The sequence below is a fragment of the Leifsonia poae genome (genome assembly GCF_050632195.1).
GTDB lineage: Bacteria > Actinomycetota > Actinomycetes > Actinomycetales > Microbacteriaceae > Leifsonia > Leifsonia poae_C.
Genome location: NZ_CP192580.1, coordinates 265,314 through 282,631, shown reverse-complemented (window position 1 = coordinate 282,631; position 17,318 = coordinate 265,314). Strand labels below are relative to the sequence as shown.

The 17,318-nt window shown below is 66.2% G+C and carries 18 protein-coding genes and 2 pseudogenes; 15 read left to right on the top strand and 5 right to left on the bottom strand.

All coding sequences use genetic code 11. The annotated features are described in order from the left end of the window. Positions 1-37 precede the first annotated feature (37 nt). The 10 genes and pseudogenes from ACQ86A_RS01595 to ACQ86A_RS01550 all read left to right on the top strand — a co-directional run bounded on the left by ACQ86A_RS01595 (position 38) and on the right by ACQ86A_RS01550 (position 9,022). Complete coding sequence (locus tag ACQ86A_RS01595) at positions 38-1,390, top strand: alpha-L-fucosidase (RefSeq protein ID WP_431280507.1); 1,353 nt, start codon at positions 38-40, stop codon at positions 1,388-1,390. 3 nt (positions 1,391-1,393) lie between these two features. Beyond that, positions 1,394-2,235 (top strand): annotated as a pseudogene (locus ACQ86A_RS01590) (amidohydrolase family protein). Between the two features lie 28 nt (positions 2,236-2,263). Further along, positions 2,264-3,079: a shikimate 5-dehydrogenase gene (locus tag ACQ86A_RS01585; protein ID WP_431278889.1), complete on the top strand. Its 816-nt coding sequence runs from the start codon at positions 2,264-2,266 to the stop codon at positions 3,077-3,079. 62 nt (positions 3,080-3,141) lie between these two features. Next, positions 3,142-3,390 carry a DUF6458 family protein gene (locus ACQ86A_RS01580; protein ID WP_431278888.1) on the top strand — a complete coding sequence of 83 codons (249 nt, stop codon included), beginning with the start codon at positions 3,142-3,144 and terminating at the stop codon, positions 3,388-3,390. A gap of 30 nt (positions 3,391-3,420) precedes the next feature. Next, positions 3,421-3,852 (top strand): annotated as a pseudogene (locus tag ACQ86A_RS01575) (MarR family winged helix-turn-helix transcriptional regulator); the annotation flags it as partial. A 381-nt stretch (positions 3,853-4,233) separates the two neighbouring features. Beyond that, on the top strand, positions 4,234-5,178 hold the full coding sequence (locus tag ACQ86A_RS01570; RefSeq protein WP_431278887.1) for a MerR family transcriptional regulator: 945 nt from the start codon (positions 4,234-4,236) through the stop codon (positions 5,176-5,178). A 139-nt stretch (positions 5,179-5,317) separates the two neighbouring features. Then, positions 5,318-5,563 carry a hypothetical protein gene (locus ACQ86A_RS01565; RefSeq protein ID WP_431278886.1) on the top strand — a complete coding sequence of 82 codons (246 nt, stop codon included), beginning with the start codon at positions 5,318-5,320 and terminating at the stop codon, positions 5,561-5,563. Between the two features lie 66 nt (positions 5,564-5,629). Then, positions 5,630-6,187 carry a dihydrofolate reductase family protein gene (locus ACQ86A_RS01560; RefSeq protein ID WP_431278885.1) on the top strand — a complete coding sequence of 186 codons (558 nt, stop codon included), beginning with the start codon at positions 5,630-5,632 and terminating at the stop codon, positions 6,185-6,187. A gap of 186 nt (positions 6,188-6,373) precedes the next feature. Beyond that, positions 6,374-8,308 (top strand): PKD domain-containing protein, encoded by a 1,935-nt coding sequence (locus ACQ86A_RS01555; RefSeq protein ID WP_431278884.1) that lies wholly within the window; start codon positions 6,374-6,376, stop codon positions 8,306-8,308. A gap of 72 nt (positions 8,309-8,380) precedes the next feature. After that, positions 8,381-9,022 carry an NADPH-dependent F420 reductase gene (locus ACQ86A_RS01550; protein ID WP_431278883.1) on the top strand — a complete coding sequence of 214 codons (642 nt, stop codon included), beginning with the start codon at positions 8,381-8,383 and terminating at the stop codon, positions 9,020-9,022. A 27-nt stretch (positions 9,023-9,049) separates the two neighbouring features. Here the strand turns inward: ACQ86A_RS01550 and ACQ86A_RS01545 are convergent, their stop codons facing one another. Both ACQ86A_RS01545 and ACQ86A_RS01540 read right to left on the bottom strand, forming a co-directional pair. Next, positions 9,050-10,195: an FAD-dependent oxidoreductase gene (locus ACQ86A_RS01545; protein ID WP_431278882.1), complete on the bottom strand. Its 1,146-nt coding sequence runs from the start codon at positions 10,193-10,195 to the stop codon at positions 9,050-9,052. 66 nt (positions 10,196-10,261) lie between these two features. Continuing rightward, positions 10,262-11,224, bottom strand: a complete 963-nt coding sequence (locus ACQ86A_RS01540) for a glycoside hydrolase family 6 protein (protein ID WP_431278881.1) — start codon at positions 11,222-11,224, stop codon at positions 10,262-10,264. A gap of 182 nt (positions 11,225-11,406) precedes the next feature. Between ACQ86A_RS01540 and ACQ86A_RS01535 the strand changes: the two genes are divergently transcribed. Next, the gene (locus tag ACQ86A_RS01535; protein ID WP_431278880.1) at positions 11,407-11,697 is read left to right on the top strand and encodes a hypothetical protein; all 291 of its coding nucleotides are present in this window, start codon (positions 11,407-11,409) and stop codon (positions 11,695-11,697) included. Between the two features lie 26 nt (positions 11,698-11,723). On the opposite strand, the gene ACQ86A_RS01530 is transcribed toward ACQ86A_RS01535, so the two are convergent. The 3 genes from ACQ86A_RS01530 to ACQ86A_RS01520 form a co-directional block, all read right to left on the bottom strand. Continuing rightward, positions 11,724-12,200: a hypothetical protein gene (locus tag ACQ86A_RS01530; protein ID WP_431278879.1), complete on the bottom strand. Its 477-nt coding sequence runs from the start codon at positions 12,198-12,200 to the stop codon at positions 11,724-11,726. Between the two features lie 185 nt (positions 12,201-12,385). Beyond that, positions 12,386-12,757, bottom strand: a complete 372-nt coding sequence (locus ACQ86A_RS01525; protein WP_431278878.1) for a hypothetical protein — start codon at positions 12,755-12,757, stop codon at positions 12,386-12,388. Between the two features lie 185 nt (positions 12,758-12,942). Beyond that, positions 12,943-13,974 carry a LacI family DNA-binding transcriptional regulator gene (locus tag ACQ86A_RS01520; protein ID WP_431278877.1) on the bottom strand — a complete coding sequence of 344 codons (1,032 nt, stop codon included), beginning with the start codon at positions 13,972-13,974 and terminating at the stop codon, positions 12,943-12,945. A gap of 162 nt (positions 13,975-14,136) precedes the next feature. On the opposite strand from ACQ86A_RS01520, the gene ACQ86A_RS01515 reads away from it, so the two are divergent. From ACQ86A_RS01515 to ACQ86A_RS01500, 4 genes are all read left to right on the top strand, one after another. After that, positions 14,137-15,429: an ABC transporter substrate-binding protein gene (locus tag ACQ86A_RS01515; protein WP_431278876.1), complete on the top strand. Its 1,293-nt coding sequence runs from the start codon at positions 14,137-14,139 to the stop codon at positions 15,427-15,429. 65 nt (positions 15,430-15,494) lie between these two features. Then, positions 15,495-16,205 carry a carbohydrate ABC transporter permease gene (locus ACQ86A_RS01510; RefSeq protein ID WP_431278875.1) on the top strand — a complete coding sequence of 237 codons (711 nt, stop codon included), beginning with the start codon at positions 15,495-15,497 and terminating at the stop codon, positions 16,203-16,205. Continuing rightward, the gene (locus ACQ86A_RS01505) at positions 16,202-16,420 is read left to right on the top strand and encodes a hypothetical protein (RefSeq protein WP_431278874.1); all 219 of its coding nucleotides are present in this window, start codon (positions 16,202-16,204) and stop codon (positions 16,418-16,420) included. Before ACQ86A_RS01510 ends, ACQ86A_RS01505 begins: the two co-directional genes overlap by 4 nt. Continuing rightward, positions 16,420-17,316 carry a carbohydrate ABC transporter permease gene (locus ACQ86A_RS01500; RefSeq protein WP_431278873.1) on the top strand — a complete coding sequence of 299 codons (897 nt, stop codon included), beginning with the start codon at positions 16,420-16,422 and terminating at the stop codon, positions 17,314-17,316. Before ACQ86A_RS01505 ends, ACQ86A_RS01500 begins: the two co-directional genes overlap by 1 nt. Positions 17,317-17,318: the final 2 nt, after the last annotated feature.

The window sequence follows — 17,318 nt, the reverse complement described above, 5'->3', positions numbered from 1 at the left end:
ATCCATTCGATGAAGAAGGAGACTGTCGCACGTGGCCATGTTCAAAGACGACCCCGTCCGCCCCGAGAACTACCAGCGCTTCGAGCGCGACGTCCCGCAGTGGTTCACCGACGCCAAGCTCGGTATCTTCGTGCACTGGGGACCATACTCGGTGCCTGCCTGGGCCGAACCGATCGGCGAGCTCGGCACGATCGAGAAGCAGTTCTGGTTCAAACACAACCCGTACGCCGAGTGGTACTTCAACACGATCCGGATCGAGGACAGCCCCGCCGCGCAGCATCAGCGTGACGCGTTCGGCGGTGCTCCGTACGACGACTTCATCGACCAGTGGGACCCGAACGAGTTCGACCCCGCCGAGTTCATCGCCCTGGTGAAGAGCACCGGCGCCGGCTACTTCGTTCCCACGACCAAGCACCACGACGGCGTCACGCTCTGGGACGCCCCCGGCACCGACGGCCGCAACACGGTCGCCCGCGGTCCCAAGCGCGACCTGGTCGGTGCGTTCGAGAAGGCGACGCGGGATGCGGGCCTCCGCTTCGGCGTCTACTACTCCGGCGGTCTCGACTGGCACTTCTCGAACCTCGCTCCGATCACCGACGACGGCCAGGAGTTCGGCCGTCCGGTCGATGCGGCATACGCCGAGTACGCGTACAAGCACGTCGACGACCTGCTCGACCGCTACTCCCCCGACATCCTCTGGGGGGACATCGAGTGGCCGGATGCGGGCAAGCCCGCCGGACCGTTCAGCATGGAGAATCTGTTCGACAAGTTCTACTCGCAGACCCCCGATGGTGTCGCCAACGACCGCTGGGGCGAGACGCACTGGGACATCCGCACGAGCGAGTACCAGAACGGGCTCAGTGTCGAGGGAGACGGCGGCTGGGAGAACTGCCGCGGCATCGGCTTCTCGTTCGGCCACAACAAGCTCGAAGACGAGACCCATCTGCTCAGCGGTCCGGATGCGGTCAAGACGTTCGTCGACATCGTCTCGCGCGGCGGTAACCTGCTCCTCAACGTCGGTCTCACCGCCTCCGGAACGGTCCCTGAGCTGCAGCGCCGAACTCTCGAGCACCTGGCTGCGTGGAACGCGGTGAACGGCGACGCGGTGTTCGGGTCGACGACGCTCGACGCATCCCTCGCCGCCCCTTCGGCTGCGGACACCGAGCCTTGGCTGCGCTGGACCCGCACCGACGACACCGCCAACGCCTTCGTCGATACGACCGGCAAGGTCTCACTGACCGGCGTCTCGGATGCTGTTCTCGCCGACACCGCTCGGCTCGCTGACGGCACCCCGATTGCAGCCGAGCGTTCGGGCGACGTCGTCACCGTGACGCTTCCCGCCCCTGCGGTCACCGGGCCCACCCTCGTCCGCTTCGACCTCAAGGCCTGATCCGTGACGGTCGACGCCCACCTGCACCTCTGGGACCTGGATCGGGCCTCGTACCCCTGGCTCACCGAAGCCCTGGGACCGATCCACCGCACCTTCGCCTTCGCGGAGGCGCAACCCCAGTTGGAGCAGGCGGGCGTCGACCGGGTCGTGCTCGTGCAGGCCGCGAACTCGGTCGAGGACTCGCAGGCGATGTTCGCGGTGGCCGACGAGCACGAGCAAGTCGCCGGCGTCGTCGCCTGGGTCGACCTGCTCGACCCGCGGCTGGCCGAGCGGCAGCTCGCGGAGTGGGGCGAGCATCCGTCGTTGGTGGGCATCCGCCACCTCATCCACGACGAGCCCGACCCCGACTGGCTCGCTCAGGATGCTGTGCGCAGATCGCTCAGGCTTCTCGCCGACCGAGACCTCACCTTCGACGTGATCGGGGTGCTCCCCGCCACCTCGAACACGCGCTCGACATCGCCGCGGAGTTGCCCAGCCTGCATTTGGTCATCGACCACCTGGGCACGCCGCCCGTCGGCGGCGGGATTGATGCCGCCGAGCCGTGGCGTTCGCTGATGACGCGGCTCGCCGCGCATCCGAACGTCGCCGCCAAGCTCTCCGGACTCACGACACTCGGCCCGACCGGGCATCCGGATGCACGACGCCTGCAGCCGTTCGTCGATCACGCCTTCGAGGTTTTCGGTCCCGAGCGCGTGATGTTCGGCGGTGACTGGCCGGTATCGACGCTCGCCGGCTCCTACGCGCAGACCTGGGCGACAGCGAACGAGCTCGTCGCGGGCCTGTCGGCGTCGGAGCGCGCGAGCGTGTTCGACGGCGCCGCCACCGCGGCCTATCGCCTGAGCTGAGGCCGGCGATCCCTGCGAAGATGGGACCATGCCCATCCTGAACAAGGACATGCAGGTCTGCATGTCGCTCGCCGCCCGTCCGAGCAACATCGGCACCCGATTCCACAACTATCTCTACGACGAGCTCGGACTCAACTTCATCTACAAGGCGTTCACCACGACCGACCTCGAGGGTGCAGTCCGCGGAATCCGGGCCTTGGGCATCCGGGGTTGCTCGGTATCGATGCCGTTCAAGGAGGCGATCATCCCGCTCGTCGACGTCATGGAGCCCTCCGCTCTGGCGATCGAGTCGGTGAACACGGTCGTCAACGACAACGGCGTTCTCACCGCCTCGAACACCGACTACGAGGCCGTCGCCGCACTGCTCGCCGAGCATCAGGTCGACAGCGGTCAGCGCGTTCTCCTCCGCGGGTCCGGCGGAATGGCCAAGGCGGTCGTCGCGGCCTTCCGTGGCGCCGGGTTCGACGACCTCACGATCGTGGCGCGCAACGAGGAGCTCGGCCGCGCTCTGGCGGAACGCTACGACTACGACTGGGTGGCAGAAGACCCGGCGCCCGAGTTCGACGTGATCGTCAACGTGACACCGCTCGGGATGCGCGGCGACACCGAGTCGACCGTCTCCTTCGGTCCCGAGCACATCGCGCGAGCTTCGACCGTGTTCGATGTCGTGGCCTTTCCATCCGAGACCCCGCTCATCGCGGCCGGGCGGGCGGCAGGCAAGCACCTCATCACAGGCGCGGAGGTCATCGCTCTGCAGGCGGCCCGTCAGTTCGAGCGGTACACGGGCGTTCCTCTCACAGCCGAGCAGGTCGCCCGGGCATCGGAGTTCTCCCGGGCCGAGTGATCAGGTGCGGTGTCGAATCCACGCGAGTAGTGTTTGCGGCACCAGACAGAAGGAGCCCGATCATGGGAATCGGCAGTGGCATCTTCATTTTCGTGGTCGGCCTGATCCTGGCATTCGCTCTCAATGTCGAAGTGACGTGGATCGACCTGAAGCTCGTCGGCTACATCCTCATGGGCGCCGGCCTCGTCGTGTTCGTGCTCTCGCTCATCTTCACGCTGAGGCGTCGTTCGTCGACCGTGACCCGGCGCCGCGGCATCGACCCGGCAACCGGCGAGCAGTTCGACCAGCGCAGCACGCGCAACGACCTCTGAGCCCTCACCTCCGGTCGGTAGGATGGCCGGATGTCGGATGACGTGCTCGCTCTCGAGAACCAGGTCTGCTTCGGTCTCGCGGTCGCCGCGCGGAGCGTCATCGCGCTCTACCGGCCGGTGCTCGAACCGCTCTCGCTGACGCATCCCCAGTACCTCGTGATGCTCGTGCTCTGGGAACGCGACCCGCGCTCGGTGAAAGAGCTGAGCGAGGCTCTGCAGCTGGAGCCCGCAACGCTCTCACCCCTGCTGAAGCGCCTCGAGGTCACCGGCTACATCGAGCGCAAGCGGAGTTCGAGCGACGAGCGCTCGCTCGAGGTCACGTTGACGGATGCGGGCCGAGCGCTCCGCAAAGAGGCCGAACTCATCCCGCACAAGATCGTCGAACGGCTCGGCCTTCCGGTCTCGGACCTAGAGAATTTGCGTGGGAGCCTGCACTCGATCATCGGTGCGGCGCTCCGAACCCCTGACCCGGTTACACGTACTGGGGTCACCCGGGCCGGCTGCGACGGTTATGCCGCGGTCGGGCAGATCAGCCGGGTCGCGTCCCGCTGACCGTCGGACCGCGAGACGCTGTGCGCAGTCATCGGCTGGCCGCAGATCGGACATGGCGCTCCCGCAGAGCGGATATCGGGACCTTCGGGATGTCCGGCTCCCAGTTGCGCAGGGCCGGCCACGCGGATGAGGGAGCTATTCGCTCGCCCGTACCACTCCATGAACCGTCCGGCCATCGTCTCTCTCGCTTCCCGCACCTAACTCGTTAGGGCACTAACTAATAGTGTACAAGCTTCGCGGGAATTGACCATGCCCCGAAGGTGAAGGTTTACCCTGAATCGGGAGGTCAGGATGCGGATCGGCGAACTCGCGGAGCGAGCGGGCGTCACGGTGAAAGCCGTGAGGTACTACGAGACCCTGGGCCTCATCGTGCCCGACCGGCTGCCCAACGGCTATCGAGACTACGGCGACGAGCACGTGCGGGCCGTCGACGAGATCCGTCAGCTCGCCGGGGTGGGCATCGCCCCGAGCCGGGCGACGCCGTTCATCGAGTGCCTCGACACCGGCCACGTGCACAGCGACGAGTGTCCCGGATCCCTGGCGGCCTACCGCAACGGGATCGCCGAACTCGACCAGGCCATCGCGGCCCTCACGTCTCGCCGCACCATGCTGACCCAGCGGCTCGAGGAAAGCGCATCGCGCGGCTTCGACGGCGTGCCCACCACTCCAGCCGCCGACTACACCTCGCTGCCGTCTGGCCTGCCGCGACCCGAGGACGACGGTGCCGCCGACCACCTGCCGGGCATCCGGATGCCGTCGCTACACCTACCCACCTCGGACGGCGCCGGGGTCACCCTCGCCGAACTCGGCCCCGGTCGCACGGTCGTCTACCTCTATCCCCTGACGGGCCGGCCGGGCGTCGACCTGCCCGACGGCTGGGATGCCATCCCCGGCGCTCGCGGGTGCTCGACCGAGGCCTGCGACTTCCGCGACCACTTCGAAGACCTCCGGGCCGCCGGCGTCGACGCCGTCTACGGCCTCTCCAGCCAGACCGTCGACTACCAGCGCGAGGTCGTCGAGCGTCTGCAGCTGCCGTTCGCGATGATCTCCGACCCGCAGCACCTGCTTGCCGAGGGGTTGGGACTCCCGACCTTCGAGGCCGGCGGGATGCGGCTATACAGCCGACTGACTCTGATCGTTCGCGACGGCACGATCGAGCATGTCTTCTACCCGATCTTCCCGCCGAACACGCACGCCCGGCAGGTGCTCGGGTGGCTCTCCGAGCACCCCTCCTGAATCGCACATCGCGCCGTCGCGCCTTGGCATGGGTTCGCGGGATCATACCGACGGATGACCCATCCCAGCCCCTCGGCTGATGTCCCGAGGGCCCCTCACCGGTTGACTGGACAGGCCGGCTACCGAGGGGAGAACCACCATGACGACACTGAACCACCACCTCCCGTACACGGGATCGGTTCCGAAGGTCGACCGGGCGCAGGGGGCGCTTTCGACCTTCGCCGCGAACGCCTATCTTCGGCTGTTCGTTGTCGTCATGGCCATCGCGGCCGGCGCGGCGGTTCTTCTGATGGCGATCGTGCTTCTGCTCGACCTGGTCGTGCCGATCCTCTTCGCCAACGAGATCCACGCGCTGGCCGCACTCTTTCCGCAGACCGCCGGCTGAGCCCGGTTCCTGGTGAGCCTGGCGCCTCCCCGCACCGGTGTCTAGAGTCGGTGCCGGGAGGTCATCATGGGGAAGATCGTCTTTTCAGCTCTGGCTTCGGTCGACGGTTACACGGTGGATGCGAACGGCAATTTCGACTGGGCCGCTCCCGACCCCGAGGTGCACGCCTTCGTCAATGACGAGGAACGCCGGGTCGGAACGTATCTCTACGGCCGGCGAATGTACGAGACCATGCGCGTTTGGCAGACCATGCCCGAAGGTCCGGATGCCCCGCCGGAGATCACCGATTACGCGGACATCTGGCGCAGCGCGGACAAGATCGTTTACTCGTCGACGCTGACCGACGCCGCGACCCCGCGCACGCGCATCCTGAACCGCTTCGATCCGGATGCGGTGCGCGAGCTCGCCGCCGCATCCGACCGCGACGTGAGCGTGGGCGGCCCGACGCTCGCCGTCGAGGCCTTCCGCGCCGGTCTGGTCGAGCAGGTGCAGCTGTTCCTGACGCCCGTCGCTGTCGGCGGAGGGACACCCGCGCTGCCCCGGAACCTGTTCGTGCCTCTTCAGCTGCTCGAGGAGCGCCGCTTCACGGGCGGTACCGTGTTCCTCCGCTATCGAGTCGGATAGCCGGTCGCCTATCGGACCGTTCCACTCACCGTTCGCAATACACGAGAATCTCTCAGTTCTACTGGTGGGATCCGAGTGCGAGGGCTAGCGTTTCGCTTGAGGCCCGCACCAGACGGGCCCCGCCTCCGACGGGGGCAACGACGCCCGCGCCGCAGAGCACATCAGTGAACTGCAAGGGAGCAGCGGATGCGCGACCACAGAACCATTTCGGCGCTCGTCGCAGGTGTCGCGGTCATCGCGGCCAGCCTGGTCCTGCCAGGAGCCGTGACAGCTGTCGCCCCCACGCCATCGAGTGTCCGCTTCACGGCGTCGGGTGACTTCGGCAACGCAGCGGGCGCTCAATCCGTCTTCGCGGGGATTGCGGCCGCCGGTTCGGGGCTGCACCTCGCACTCGGTGACCTGTCGTATGCCCCCGCAGGTCAGGAGCAGGCGTGGTGCGATCTCGTCACGCAGAACGTTGGCGCGGGCTTCCCGTTCGAGCTCGTCTCAGGCAACCACGAGAGCAGTGGGCAGGACGGCAACATCAACGACTTCTCCGCCTGCCTGCCCAACCAACTGCCCGGCGCCGTCGGCACCTACGGGCGGCAGTACTACGTGGACGTGCCGCAAGGCGCCCCGCTCGTCCGATTCATCATGATCTCCCCGGCACTTCCGTTCTCCGACGGGAACTGGAGCTACGCCGCCGGAACGCCGCACTACTCGTGGACGGCAGCCGCCATCGACGGGGCGCGTGCTGCGAGCATCCCCTGGGTCGTCGTCGGAATGCACAAGCCGTGCCTCTCGATGGGTCAATACACCTGCGACCCCGGCGCCGACCTTCTCAACATGCTCGTCGACAAGCGGGTCGATCTGGTGCTAACGGGCCATGAGCACCTCTACCAGCGCACCAATCAACTCGCCACGGGCGCGGGATGCTCCGCGATCGTCCCGGGGACGTACTCTGCAGCCTGCGTTGCCGATACCGACTCCACGATGGTCAAGGGCGCAGGAACGGTCTTCGCGACGGTCGGCACGGGAGGCAACGGCAACTACGACATCAATCCCGCCGACTCCGAAGCGGGGTACTTCGCCGCGACAAGGGGCGTGAGTCAAAGCCCGGTATACGGATCTCTCGCCGTCACCGCTACCCCCACCGACCTCACGGCATCATTCGCCAGGGCGTCGGGCGCCGACTTCGCTGATTCGTTCACCGTTGGTCCCCCTGGGGCCGGGAATCAACCTCCGACCGCGAGCTTCAGCTCTCCGTGCACGAACCTCGCCTGCACGTTCGACAGCGCCGGATCGAGCGACCCCGACGGAACACTGACGGCCTTCACCTGGGACTACGGCGACGGGGCCACCGCCACGGGTGCAACTCAGGCGCACACCTACCCGGCCGCGGGAACGTACACAGCGCGCCTGACGGTGACCGACAACAACGGTGCCACGGGCACGACGACGAGAACTCTCATGGTCACGGCGCCGCCGCCACCGCCCGGCGTTCTGGCGTCCGATCCCTTCGATCGCACTGTCGCGAACGGCTGGGGCGGCGCGCCGACCGGCGGAGCATGGACGATCGCAGGCACCGCATCCCGGTTCGCGGTGAGTGGTGGCGTGGGAACCATGCAGATGCCGACCGGAACAACGGGGATGGCCAACCTGACGTCGGTCTTGTCGTCGGCTACCGATCTCAAGTTGAAAGCGGCGATCGACAAGCTGCCCTCCTCGGGCAGCGTCTACCTCTCGATTTCAGGGCGCCGCATCACGACCGCGGGCGCATACCAGTCGAAAGTCATCATCTCGTCGGCTGGCAAAGTCTCGATCTACATCGTTCGCGTGAATGCCTCGGGAGGCGCAGAGGTGGTCGTGCAGAACGGTGTCGCCGTCGCGGGCGTGACGGTCACTCCCGGCGCGAAGCTCGACATCCGGATCAAGGTGACGGGCACGAGTCCGACACTCATCGAGTCGCGAGCGTGGCTGGACGGCACCCCGGAGCCCACGACGTGGCAGCGCTCGGTCTCCGACTCGACGGCTGAACTCCAGGCGCCGGGTGGGCTCGGAATCACGGGCTACCTGTCAGGCGGCGTAGCGAACTCGCCTGTCACCCTTACCGTGGACGACGTCACCGCCGTGACTCCCTGATTGCGCCCTGACCCGTCGCTGACGAAACTCACACACTCGGAATTCAGGACGGACTGAGGCGTTGTCTCGAGCATGACAAACGTAGGAATCATCGGAGCAGGTCACATCGGACAAGCAGTGGCCCGCGAGTTCATCAAGCACGGATACACGGTCACGATCGCGAACTCGCGCGGGCCTGAGACCTTGGCCGACCTGGTTCGAGACCTCGGTCCGAACGCGACTGCCGCGACAGCGGCGGACGCGGCGGCAGCGGGCGACTTCGTCGTCGTCACCGTCCCCCTGAAGAACTACACCGACGTGCCGGTCGCCCCGCTTGCCGGGAAGATCGTGATCGACACGAACAACTACTACTTCGAGCGCGACGGCCATTTCCCCGACCTCGATGAGGGCAAGACCACGGTCTCGGGGATGCTGCAGGAGCACCTCCCGTCATCGAAGGTCGCCAAGGGCTTCAACCACATCAACTTCCGCGAGATCCCCACCGACGGCACTCCCGCCGGAACGCCCAACCGCCGCGCGCTCGCGACCGCGAGCGACTTCGACGACGCCGCGGCATTGGTCACCTCGATCTACGACGAGTTCGGTTTCGATACCGTCAACATCGGCCCGCTCTCCGAGAGCTGGCGCGTCGAGCGCGATCGTCCCGCGTACGTCACACGCCAGAACCGCGAGCAGCTGGTGGCCAACCTCGATAAGGCTCCGCGGACGATCTAGCGCGAGCCGTGCATCCTGAACCGATCGTTAGCGGTTGATTCGGAACAGTTGCGGCGCCGCACCCTCGCCGGTTGCGAGATCGGCGAGGATGCGGCCGACGGTCGGCGTGAACTTGAAGCCGTGACCGCTGAACCCGGCCCCGACGACGATGGGGCCGACGCGGTCCAGGATGAAGTTCTCGTCGACCGTGCTCGTGTACGTGCACGAGATCGGGTCGAACCGATCCGGATCAGCGCCGGGCAACCATTCGTCGACGTATCGACGCAGGTCATCGAGCTGCTTCGGCTCGGGGAGGAAGTCGCGCCGGTCGGGATCGACCTCCGGCCCTGCTCCGTGCCATCCTGCCTTGACCCCGAAGCCCGGCGTGTACATCCCGTAGATGGGCGAGCGCCAGTAGCCGTAGCGGGGGTCGGTCGGATCGTACGAGTGGTTGAATCCGGGCCAACCGGACTCGGCGAGCGCGGAGGCCGCGGCCGAGTCGTCGCAAAGAGCGAAGTGCGCCGGTTGCTCCTGCGTGACTCGGAGGCGTGGAAGCCTGACCTTGTCGCCGAGGAGTTTCTCGGTCCACGCACCGGCGGTGACGACCGCTCGGCGGGCGCGGATCACGCCCGACTCCGTCGTGACGGTCACCCGCTCGTCGCCATCCGGCGAGATGTCGACAACACGTACACCGTGCTCGATCACGGCACCGCGTGCTGCCGCGGCGGCCTTCAGCGCAGTGACAGCCGTATCCGCGTCGAGCCGCCCGGAGTCGGGTGCGAAGAGCACTCGACCGTCGAACCGGATGCCCGCCCAGCGTTCGCCTGCTTCTTCGGGCGAGAGGAACTCCGCACCCAGACCGACGTGGCGGAGCGCTGCCGCAACCCGGTCGAAGTCCGCATTCGGCCCGTGATTGACGATGCCCACCCGATTCAGGATGCGCTCACCCGTCTGCTGCTCGAGCTCCGGCCAGAGCCGGGACGCCTCGGCGAGCATCGCCGCGTACGTCGGGTCGGAGTACGCGGTGTTGAAGTTGCGGGATCGACCGTGGGACGCCCCGAACACGTGTCCGGGCTCGAACCGTTCGAGCAGGTGCACGTCCCACCCGCGGGCGGCGAGCTGCCACGCGGTCGACGATCCCATCGCTCCGCCGCCGATGACGACGACCTCTGCGTCGGACGTTGCGCCGCTCATCCCGCTCCGCTCTGCTCATCCCCGCTCCGCTGAGCGCGTTCCTCTACCTTACGAATGGAGATGCCGTCAGCGAGCGAGCACGAGCGCTTCGGCGCCATCCTGAAACCAGCTGCCTGCCGCCGGCCCGCCGTTGCACTCCCCGTCGCTGGCTCCCGGATGCTTGACCCAGAGCAGTGCATCCAGCTTGGTGGTGACTCCCTCCGTGATCTGCGGATTCTGGCCGAGCGCCGCGCCGGGCGGATTGCACCAGGTTCCTGTCCAGCCGTTGCCGTTGCGGGAGACGTCGATCACGAAGTGCTTCCAGCCGACGCGCGACGAGACCTTGCCTGCGTAGTCGCGCTCGCTCTGGGTCGCATCGAAGTTCGCCACATTCGTATAGAAGCCGTGCGCCTCGTCGATTCCGGCTGCGGTCAGCCAGCTCGCTTGAACGGCAGGCGTCAACCAGCGCGCGTTGCCGCCGTCGAGGTAGGTGGTGAGCTCGGCAGCGTTCAGGATTTCGACAGCCGACTTGATGAGCGGCAGACGGATGCTCGCCTCGCCCGCGCATTTCGCGCTCGACAGCATCGCCAGCGAGTCCGGCTCGATCAGGATGACCGCACGGGTTCCCGCCAACGCGTCGGCGATCGTGCGGTTCCAGGCGAGGTACTGGTCGGGCGTGAATCCGCCGGCCGAGAAGCCGCCGCAGTCGCGGTTGGGGATGGCGTAGGTGACGAAGACGAGTGTCGCATCCTGAGCCGCTGCGGCACGGATGTGGCGCTGGATCACGCTGAGCAGCAGCGCGGGTGAGTACCAGTCGCCCAGCCAGACGGCCGTCGGCTGTTCGGCGATGGTGCGAACAATGGCCGAGCCGGCGGTGTCGCCGCCTGCGGCTAACTGGTCAGCTACCTTCCGAGCGTCGCTGTACGGGTCCACGTAGAGCCGACCCGAGAACACGGGAAGGGGATCCGCCCGGGCCGGCGCGGGCGTGGGCGCGAGGAGCGCGGCCGACGCGGCGGTGACACAGACCAGAACGGCGATGAGTTTGCGCACGACAATCTCGATCCCTCGGGAGCCATCCCCCGATGACACCCCTGACTATCGGCCGTGCGCGGCTTTGGGTCAGTCGCGCGGCCGGTCATCGGCTCCGTGGGTTCGCGTTGATAATCGAGACCGGAGCCGTCTTCTTCACTACAGGCGCCCTCAACGCCTGCATCGCGTAAGGGGATCGCAACATGTCTATCGGAGCACCCAAACGCAAGCAAACAACGCTGTACATCGTCATGGCAACACTTATCGCGGTGGTTACGACGAGCATTGTGATCCGAATTGTCGTCGCCCTTGTCGGGCACAATGACCTCGGTCGGATCATAGACACCATCACATTTGGTGCGCTCGCACTCTTCTTCTTGGTGTTCGGGATTTACAGCGGGAAGAAGGGTAAGACCGTACAAAGCACGGGCGGTTACGTCGGAGCGGGGGTATGGGCGCTCTACACGGTCTTTCTCGCTATTGGAGCTATGTAGCGGATGACGGCGGTCAGTCGCGCACCCTAGACCAGGTGCACCTGACGCGTGTTGTGTACCTCGGTGCGCGAATCGACGAACAGGTGGACGCTCTCGTTGATGTGGTACTGGGTGTGCGCGAGACGAGCATCGTTCGAGCGGACGAGCGTACGAGCGGCCTGGATGCGGTTGCGCAGCTTGAGCAGGGAGATGAGTGCGCCGATCAGAACACCGACGACCAGGGCCACGGCGGCCCAGTGGACGATCGGCAGCCAGGCGGCGAACGCCCCCGTGCTCTCGATGAACCCGTCGCCACCCACGATGACGATCAGGAGGATCGTGGAGACGAGCATGGTCTTTCGGGCGAGAGTGGCCGGCTTGGTGGCGACCAGCAGCATCGCCTCGCCGATCTCGCGCTCGTGCTGGCGACGGCGCTCCTTGGCCCAGTGCAGGTCGCGCTCGTGACGCCGAGCGAGCCTGTGGGCTTCGTCGTGGGCGCGGTTGTAGGCATAGGTGTGGTTCACAGACGTGTCCTTCGGGTCGACGTGACTGCTTGTTCGGGTGTTCGGGGTTATCGCAGGGACGCGCGGTCGGGTGCCGCGCATCCCTGCTCGGGGGTTCTCTTACCGGCCGCCCTGGGGGTCAGAGGGTGGTCGGAGCGACTAGGTGGCCAGCGACGGAATCACTGCCAGGGGTCTGAGACGGCGTGCTAGTGGATCGACTGCGCCGTGACGACCGTCGGGGCAACCGGCGCCGCAACGGGCACCGGGGGCGCCAGCTGAACGACGGGCGCCATCGGAGCGGATTGCTCCTCCGGCGCTGCGGCACGGCGACCGGCGAACGGCGTCGAGGGCTCGGGCGCGCGCAGGCCGATGTCGCGGAGCTTGTCCTCGGTCCAGCCTGCCTGCGCTGCAGACTGCCAGGCCGACTCGTACTCGGCGATGGCGGTATCCAGAGCGACCTGGCGCTGGGCGAGGCCGCGTACGGCTTCGATGCGGGCTTTGATCTCGGATTCGAGGAGCGCGTTGGCGCGCTGAGCGGCCATGTCGGGGTCGACTGCGGTTCCGTAGTTCTGGTTCACGATACGTCCTTCCGGTGTTTCGGAACTCCCTGCATCCGTCGGCGGGAACGACGGGGCTAGCTGAGAGCAGAGGCTGTAACTCGGGTGTGTGACAGCCTGAGCATAGCTAGAAAGAACGTTCTGTAGGTTGTTTGGAGGACACGAATTTGTACCCCAAATCGGGCGACAAAGAAGACGCCCGATCGTCACATCCGTTCGATGGTCGATCCGCGGATGGCGAGACGAACAGGGAGGTATTCGACCCCTCCGGGCTGCTTCTCGCCGTCGATCGCCGCGAAGACGCGGCGCGCGGCGATTCGGCCGAGCTCCTGCAGGTTGTTGTCGATGCTGGTGAGCTCGGGGCGCGAGTTGGTGGCCAGCACCTCCCAGTTGTCGTAGCCGACGACAGCGACATCTTCCGGAACGCTGCGGCCGAGGTCGCGCAGGGTGTCGATGACTCCGCGCGCGATCTGGTCGGAGCCGGCGACGATCCCATCGATGTCCGGATGCTGTTTCAGCATCAGCGCCGCCGCATCCCGACCCCAGCTCTCCGTCCAGGACGAGAAGAGCACGTCGCCCACCGGCTCGAGGCCGTGCGCCGCCATAGCTTCGCGAAAACCCGCAGCGCGATCCTGCGCCGCCGCATAGGCCGGGTCGCCGCTGATGTGCGCGATGCGGGAGCGTCCGCAGGCGACCATGTGCTCGACGGCCAGGCGACCGCCCGCGAAGTTGTCGGGGGTCAGGGAAACGTCGGACGAGTCATCCGAAGGAGCGTACGCGTACACGACAGGAACCGGGAGGTCGTGCCCGAGCGAGGGGCGGGGATCCGTCTGCCGACCGACGACGATGATGCCGTCCACGCGCCGGTTGAGGAGCGCCTTGATGTGATGCTGCTCCCGGATGGCGTCGCCGCGCGCGTCGCAGAGGAAGACGCTGACCTGGCCCGCACCGAAGGCGTCTTCTGCGCCCATCAGGATGGGGATGACGAACCGGCCCTCGAGGTCGCTCGTGAGCAGTCCGACCGTTCCCGTCCGACCCGCGATGAGACTCTGGGCAAGGGCGTTCGGGGTGAAGCCGAGTTCATCCGCTGCGGCGATCACCCGCTCTCGCGTCTTCGGAGCGACCTCGTCGCGACCGTTGATCGCCTTGGAGGCTGTCGAAATGGACACGCCCGCCAGTCGTGCGACATCGCTCAGGGTGGAGGCCCGTGTCGAGGCGCGGTTCGTCGTCTGCGTCACTCTCAACTCCCTTCGGCCGATTCCGCAAAGGTTACCTGAATCTTTGCTTGACACGCGAATTCATAGCCGATTTACTTACCGAAAGGCGTTTCGGAACTTTCGGAATGCTCCCACGGCACAAACCCGCTTGTCGGGCTCAAAGAAGAGCTAAGAGGAGAAGCAATGAACTCGTTCCAGGGCCGCAAGCGACGGATCGTCGCGGCAGCTGTGGCAGGCGCACTGGCGGTCGGTCTCGCCGCGTGCTCTGCCGGCAATTCGACCAGCGGCGAAACAGCCGCGATCACGAAGGACGGGACGGACGACGGCGCCAAGCTGACGCTCTGGACCCGCGCCCCGCTCGAGAAGCAGGCGAAGCTGCTCGTCGCCGCATACAACGAGAGCCACAAGAACCAGGTGGAGCTCACCGTCGTTCCGAACGACGACTACGTGGCCAAGGTCGGCGCTGCCGCCGGGTCGAGCAGCCTGCCGGATCTGTTCGCCGCGGACATCGTGTACGTCCCGAACTGGGTGAAGCAGGGCCTCTTCCAGGACATCAGCACGCAGATCGACGGGCTCTCATATAAAGACTCCATCAACAAGGGCCATCTGAAGGCCGGAACAGTTGACGGCAAGGAGCACGTACTTCCGTTCGTGCTCGACCTGTCGATGATGTTCTGGAACAAGGAGCTGTTCAAGGAGGCCGGGCTCGACCCCGAGAAGGCTCCGGCCAACCTCGACGAGTTCGCCGCCGACGCGAAGAAGATCCAGGCGCTGAACAAGCCCGGCGTCTACGGAACCGCCACAGGTCTCGCCTGCGGAGGCTGCCAGGTGTTCACCTGGTTCCCAAGCGTGTGGGCCGACGGCAAGCAGGTGATGAACGACGCCGGCACGAAGTCATTGCTCGACAGCGACAGCGCCAAGAAGGTCTACAGCACGTGGGCCGACCTGTGGAAGGCGGGCGCCGTGCTTCCTTCCTCGAAGGATGAGACCGGTCCCACGTGGACGGCCGGCTTCACCGACGGCAAGGTCGGTCTCATGCCGTACCCGGCCACTCTGCTCTCCTCGACGACGTTCGACGCCGGCGTGGCGGGCATCCCGGGAGCCGACGGCGGCGGATCCACCTTCGTCGGCGGCGACGGCATCGGCGTCTCGAAGGACTCGAAGAAGGCCTCGCAGGCGTGGAACTTCCTCAGTTGGCTCCTGTCCGAGAAGGCACAGGTCGACGTGCTCGCGAAAGACAAGGACGTCGTCTCTCGCAGCGACCTCGCCGACAACCAGTACTCCAAGCAGGACCCGCGTCTGGTCACGATCAACGAGGTCGCGGGCAAGGGTGAGACGCCGGTGGCGCTCAACTTCCAGCAGGCGTTCAATGCTCCCAACAGCCCGTGGCTGACCCTGACCCGTAACGCCGTGCTCGGCGGTGGCTCCTCGGTCGACGCGGACAACAAGGAGATCACATCGGTGCTCGGCCAGTAATCGCTGACCCGGATGGCCGGCGCACCCGCGTCGGCCATCCGGCCACCTCTATAGAAGGGCTTTCCATGTCTGCCGGAACCGTGGCGACAGAGACGCGATCCCCTCGGGAGCCGACAACCCGCCGGTCACGCCGCTTGCGCGGACGTTGGCGCGGCGCGGTCTACGCCGTGCCGACCGCGGTCTTCGTGCTCCTCCTGTTCGTACTTCCGCTCATCCTCGTCTTCCAGATGTCGGCGTCGAACTGGCCGCTACTGGGCGGCAACCAGGGGCTCAACTTTCCGAAGAACTACGTCGACGCGTTCTCGAACCGCTTTCTCACGAACGCTCTGATCTTCACGGTGACATACACCGTCGTCACCACCGTGATCCTGCTCGCGCTCGCGCTCGGTCTCGCGCTCCTCGTGCAGGAATCGTCGCGCTGGAAGGGAGTGTTGCGAACCGCCATCCTGATCCCGAGCGCGCTCGGCCTGGCTTCGGCATCGCTCCTGTTCTACGTGCTCTACTCCCCGCTCGCCGGGCCATTCGCCGACCTGATGAACTCGTGGGGGATCACCTTCCTCGGCACACCGAGCGGTGCTCTGTGGTCGACGGTCTTCCTGATCGTCTGGCGATATGCCGGCTTCTACATGCTGTTGATGCTCGTCGGCCTGCAGGCCATTCCCGAAGACGTATATGAGGCGGCACGCATCGACGGCGCGGGCAGGATGCAGACCTTCCGGTCGATCACCCTCCCCTGCTGCGGCCGACGATCGCACTCACAACCGTGCTCTGTGTGACGGGATCCCTGCTCGCGTTCGAGCAGTTCTACATCCTGACCAAGGGTGGCCCGGACAACAGCACGATCACGGTCGTGCAACTCATCTACAGCGTGGCATTCCAAGGGCCGAACAACCTCGGCGTGGCTGGCGCGCTGTCGGTGATGGTGCTGATCGCCCTCGTCATCGTCAATTTCGCCCAGATCCGGGCCTTCGGCCAGAAAGAGGATTCGTGATGAGCTCCGACACGCTCACCGAGCCGCGCGCGGCCGCACCCCACCGGGACGCCCGCAGTCGTCGCCGACCCAACCGCATCGCCGGCGTCGCCCTCCGCACCCCGTATTGGGTGCTCACCGGCGGGCTTGCCCTCATCTTCCTCTACCCGCTTATCTGGACGGCCGTGTCGTCGATCTCTCCCCGAGCCGGCACGAACCAGGTGCACGGATGGGGTCTCGGCAACTACGCGACGCTCGCCAACTACCAGGCAGGAATCTGGGTCTACCTCGGAAACTCCCTGTTCGTCTCCTTGCTGACGGTCGTGCTGACGCTCGGCATCTCGCTCCTCGGCGGGTACGCGTTCGCCCGGTTCCGCTTTCCGGGCAAGAACGTGCTGTTCATGGCGACGCTCGCCATCCTGATGGTGCCGTACGCGACCTTGCTGATCCCGCTCTACGTGCTGCTCAATCTTGTCGGCCTGTCCAACTCGCTCGTCGGGGTGGCGCTCGTGCTCACGATGTTCCAGCTTCCGTTCGCGACCTTCATGATGCGGATCTCGTTCGAGTCCGTCCCGAGAGAGCTCGACGAAGCGGCACTGGTCGACGGATGCTCGACCTTCTCAGCACTCTGGCGCGTGTTGGTGCCCGCGGTGAAACCCGGGCTGATCACAGTGGGCCTGTTCGCGTTCCTCGCCGCCTGGAACGACTTCTTCGCTCCGCTGATCCTCATCAACGACTCCAACCGGATGACACTCCCGCTGGCCGTCTCGAACCTGCGCGGTCAGGTTCAGGGGGTCGTCGACTACGGCGCGACCGAAGCGGGCGTCGTCGTGCTCGCCGTGCCGTGCATCCTTCTGTTCCTCATCCTTCAACGTCACTACGTGCGCGGCTTCATGTCCGGCGCCTTCAAGGGGTAACC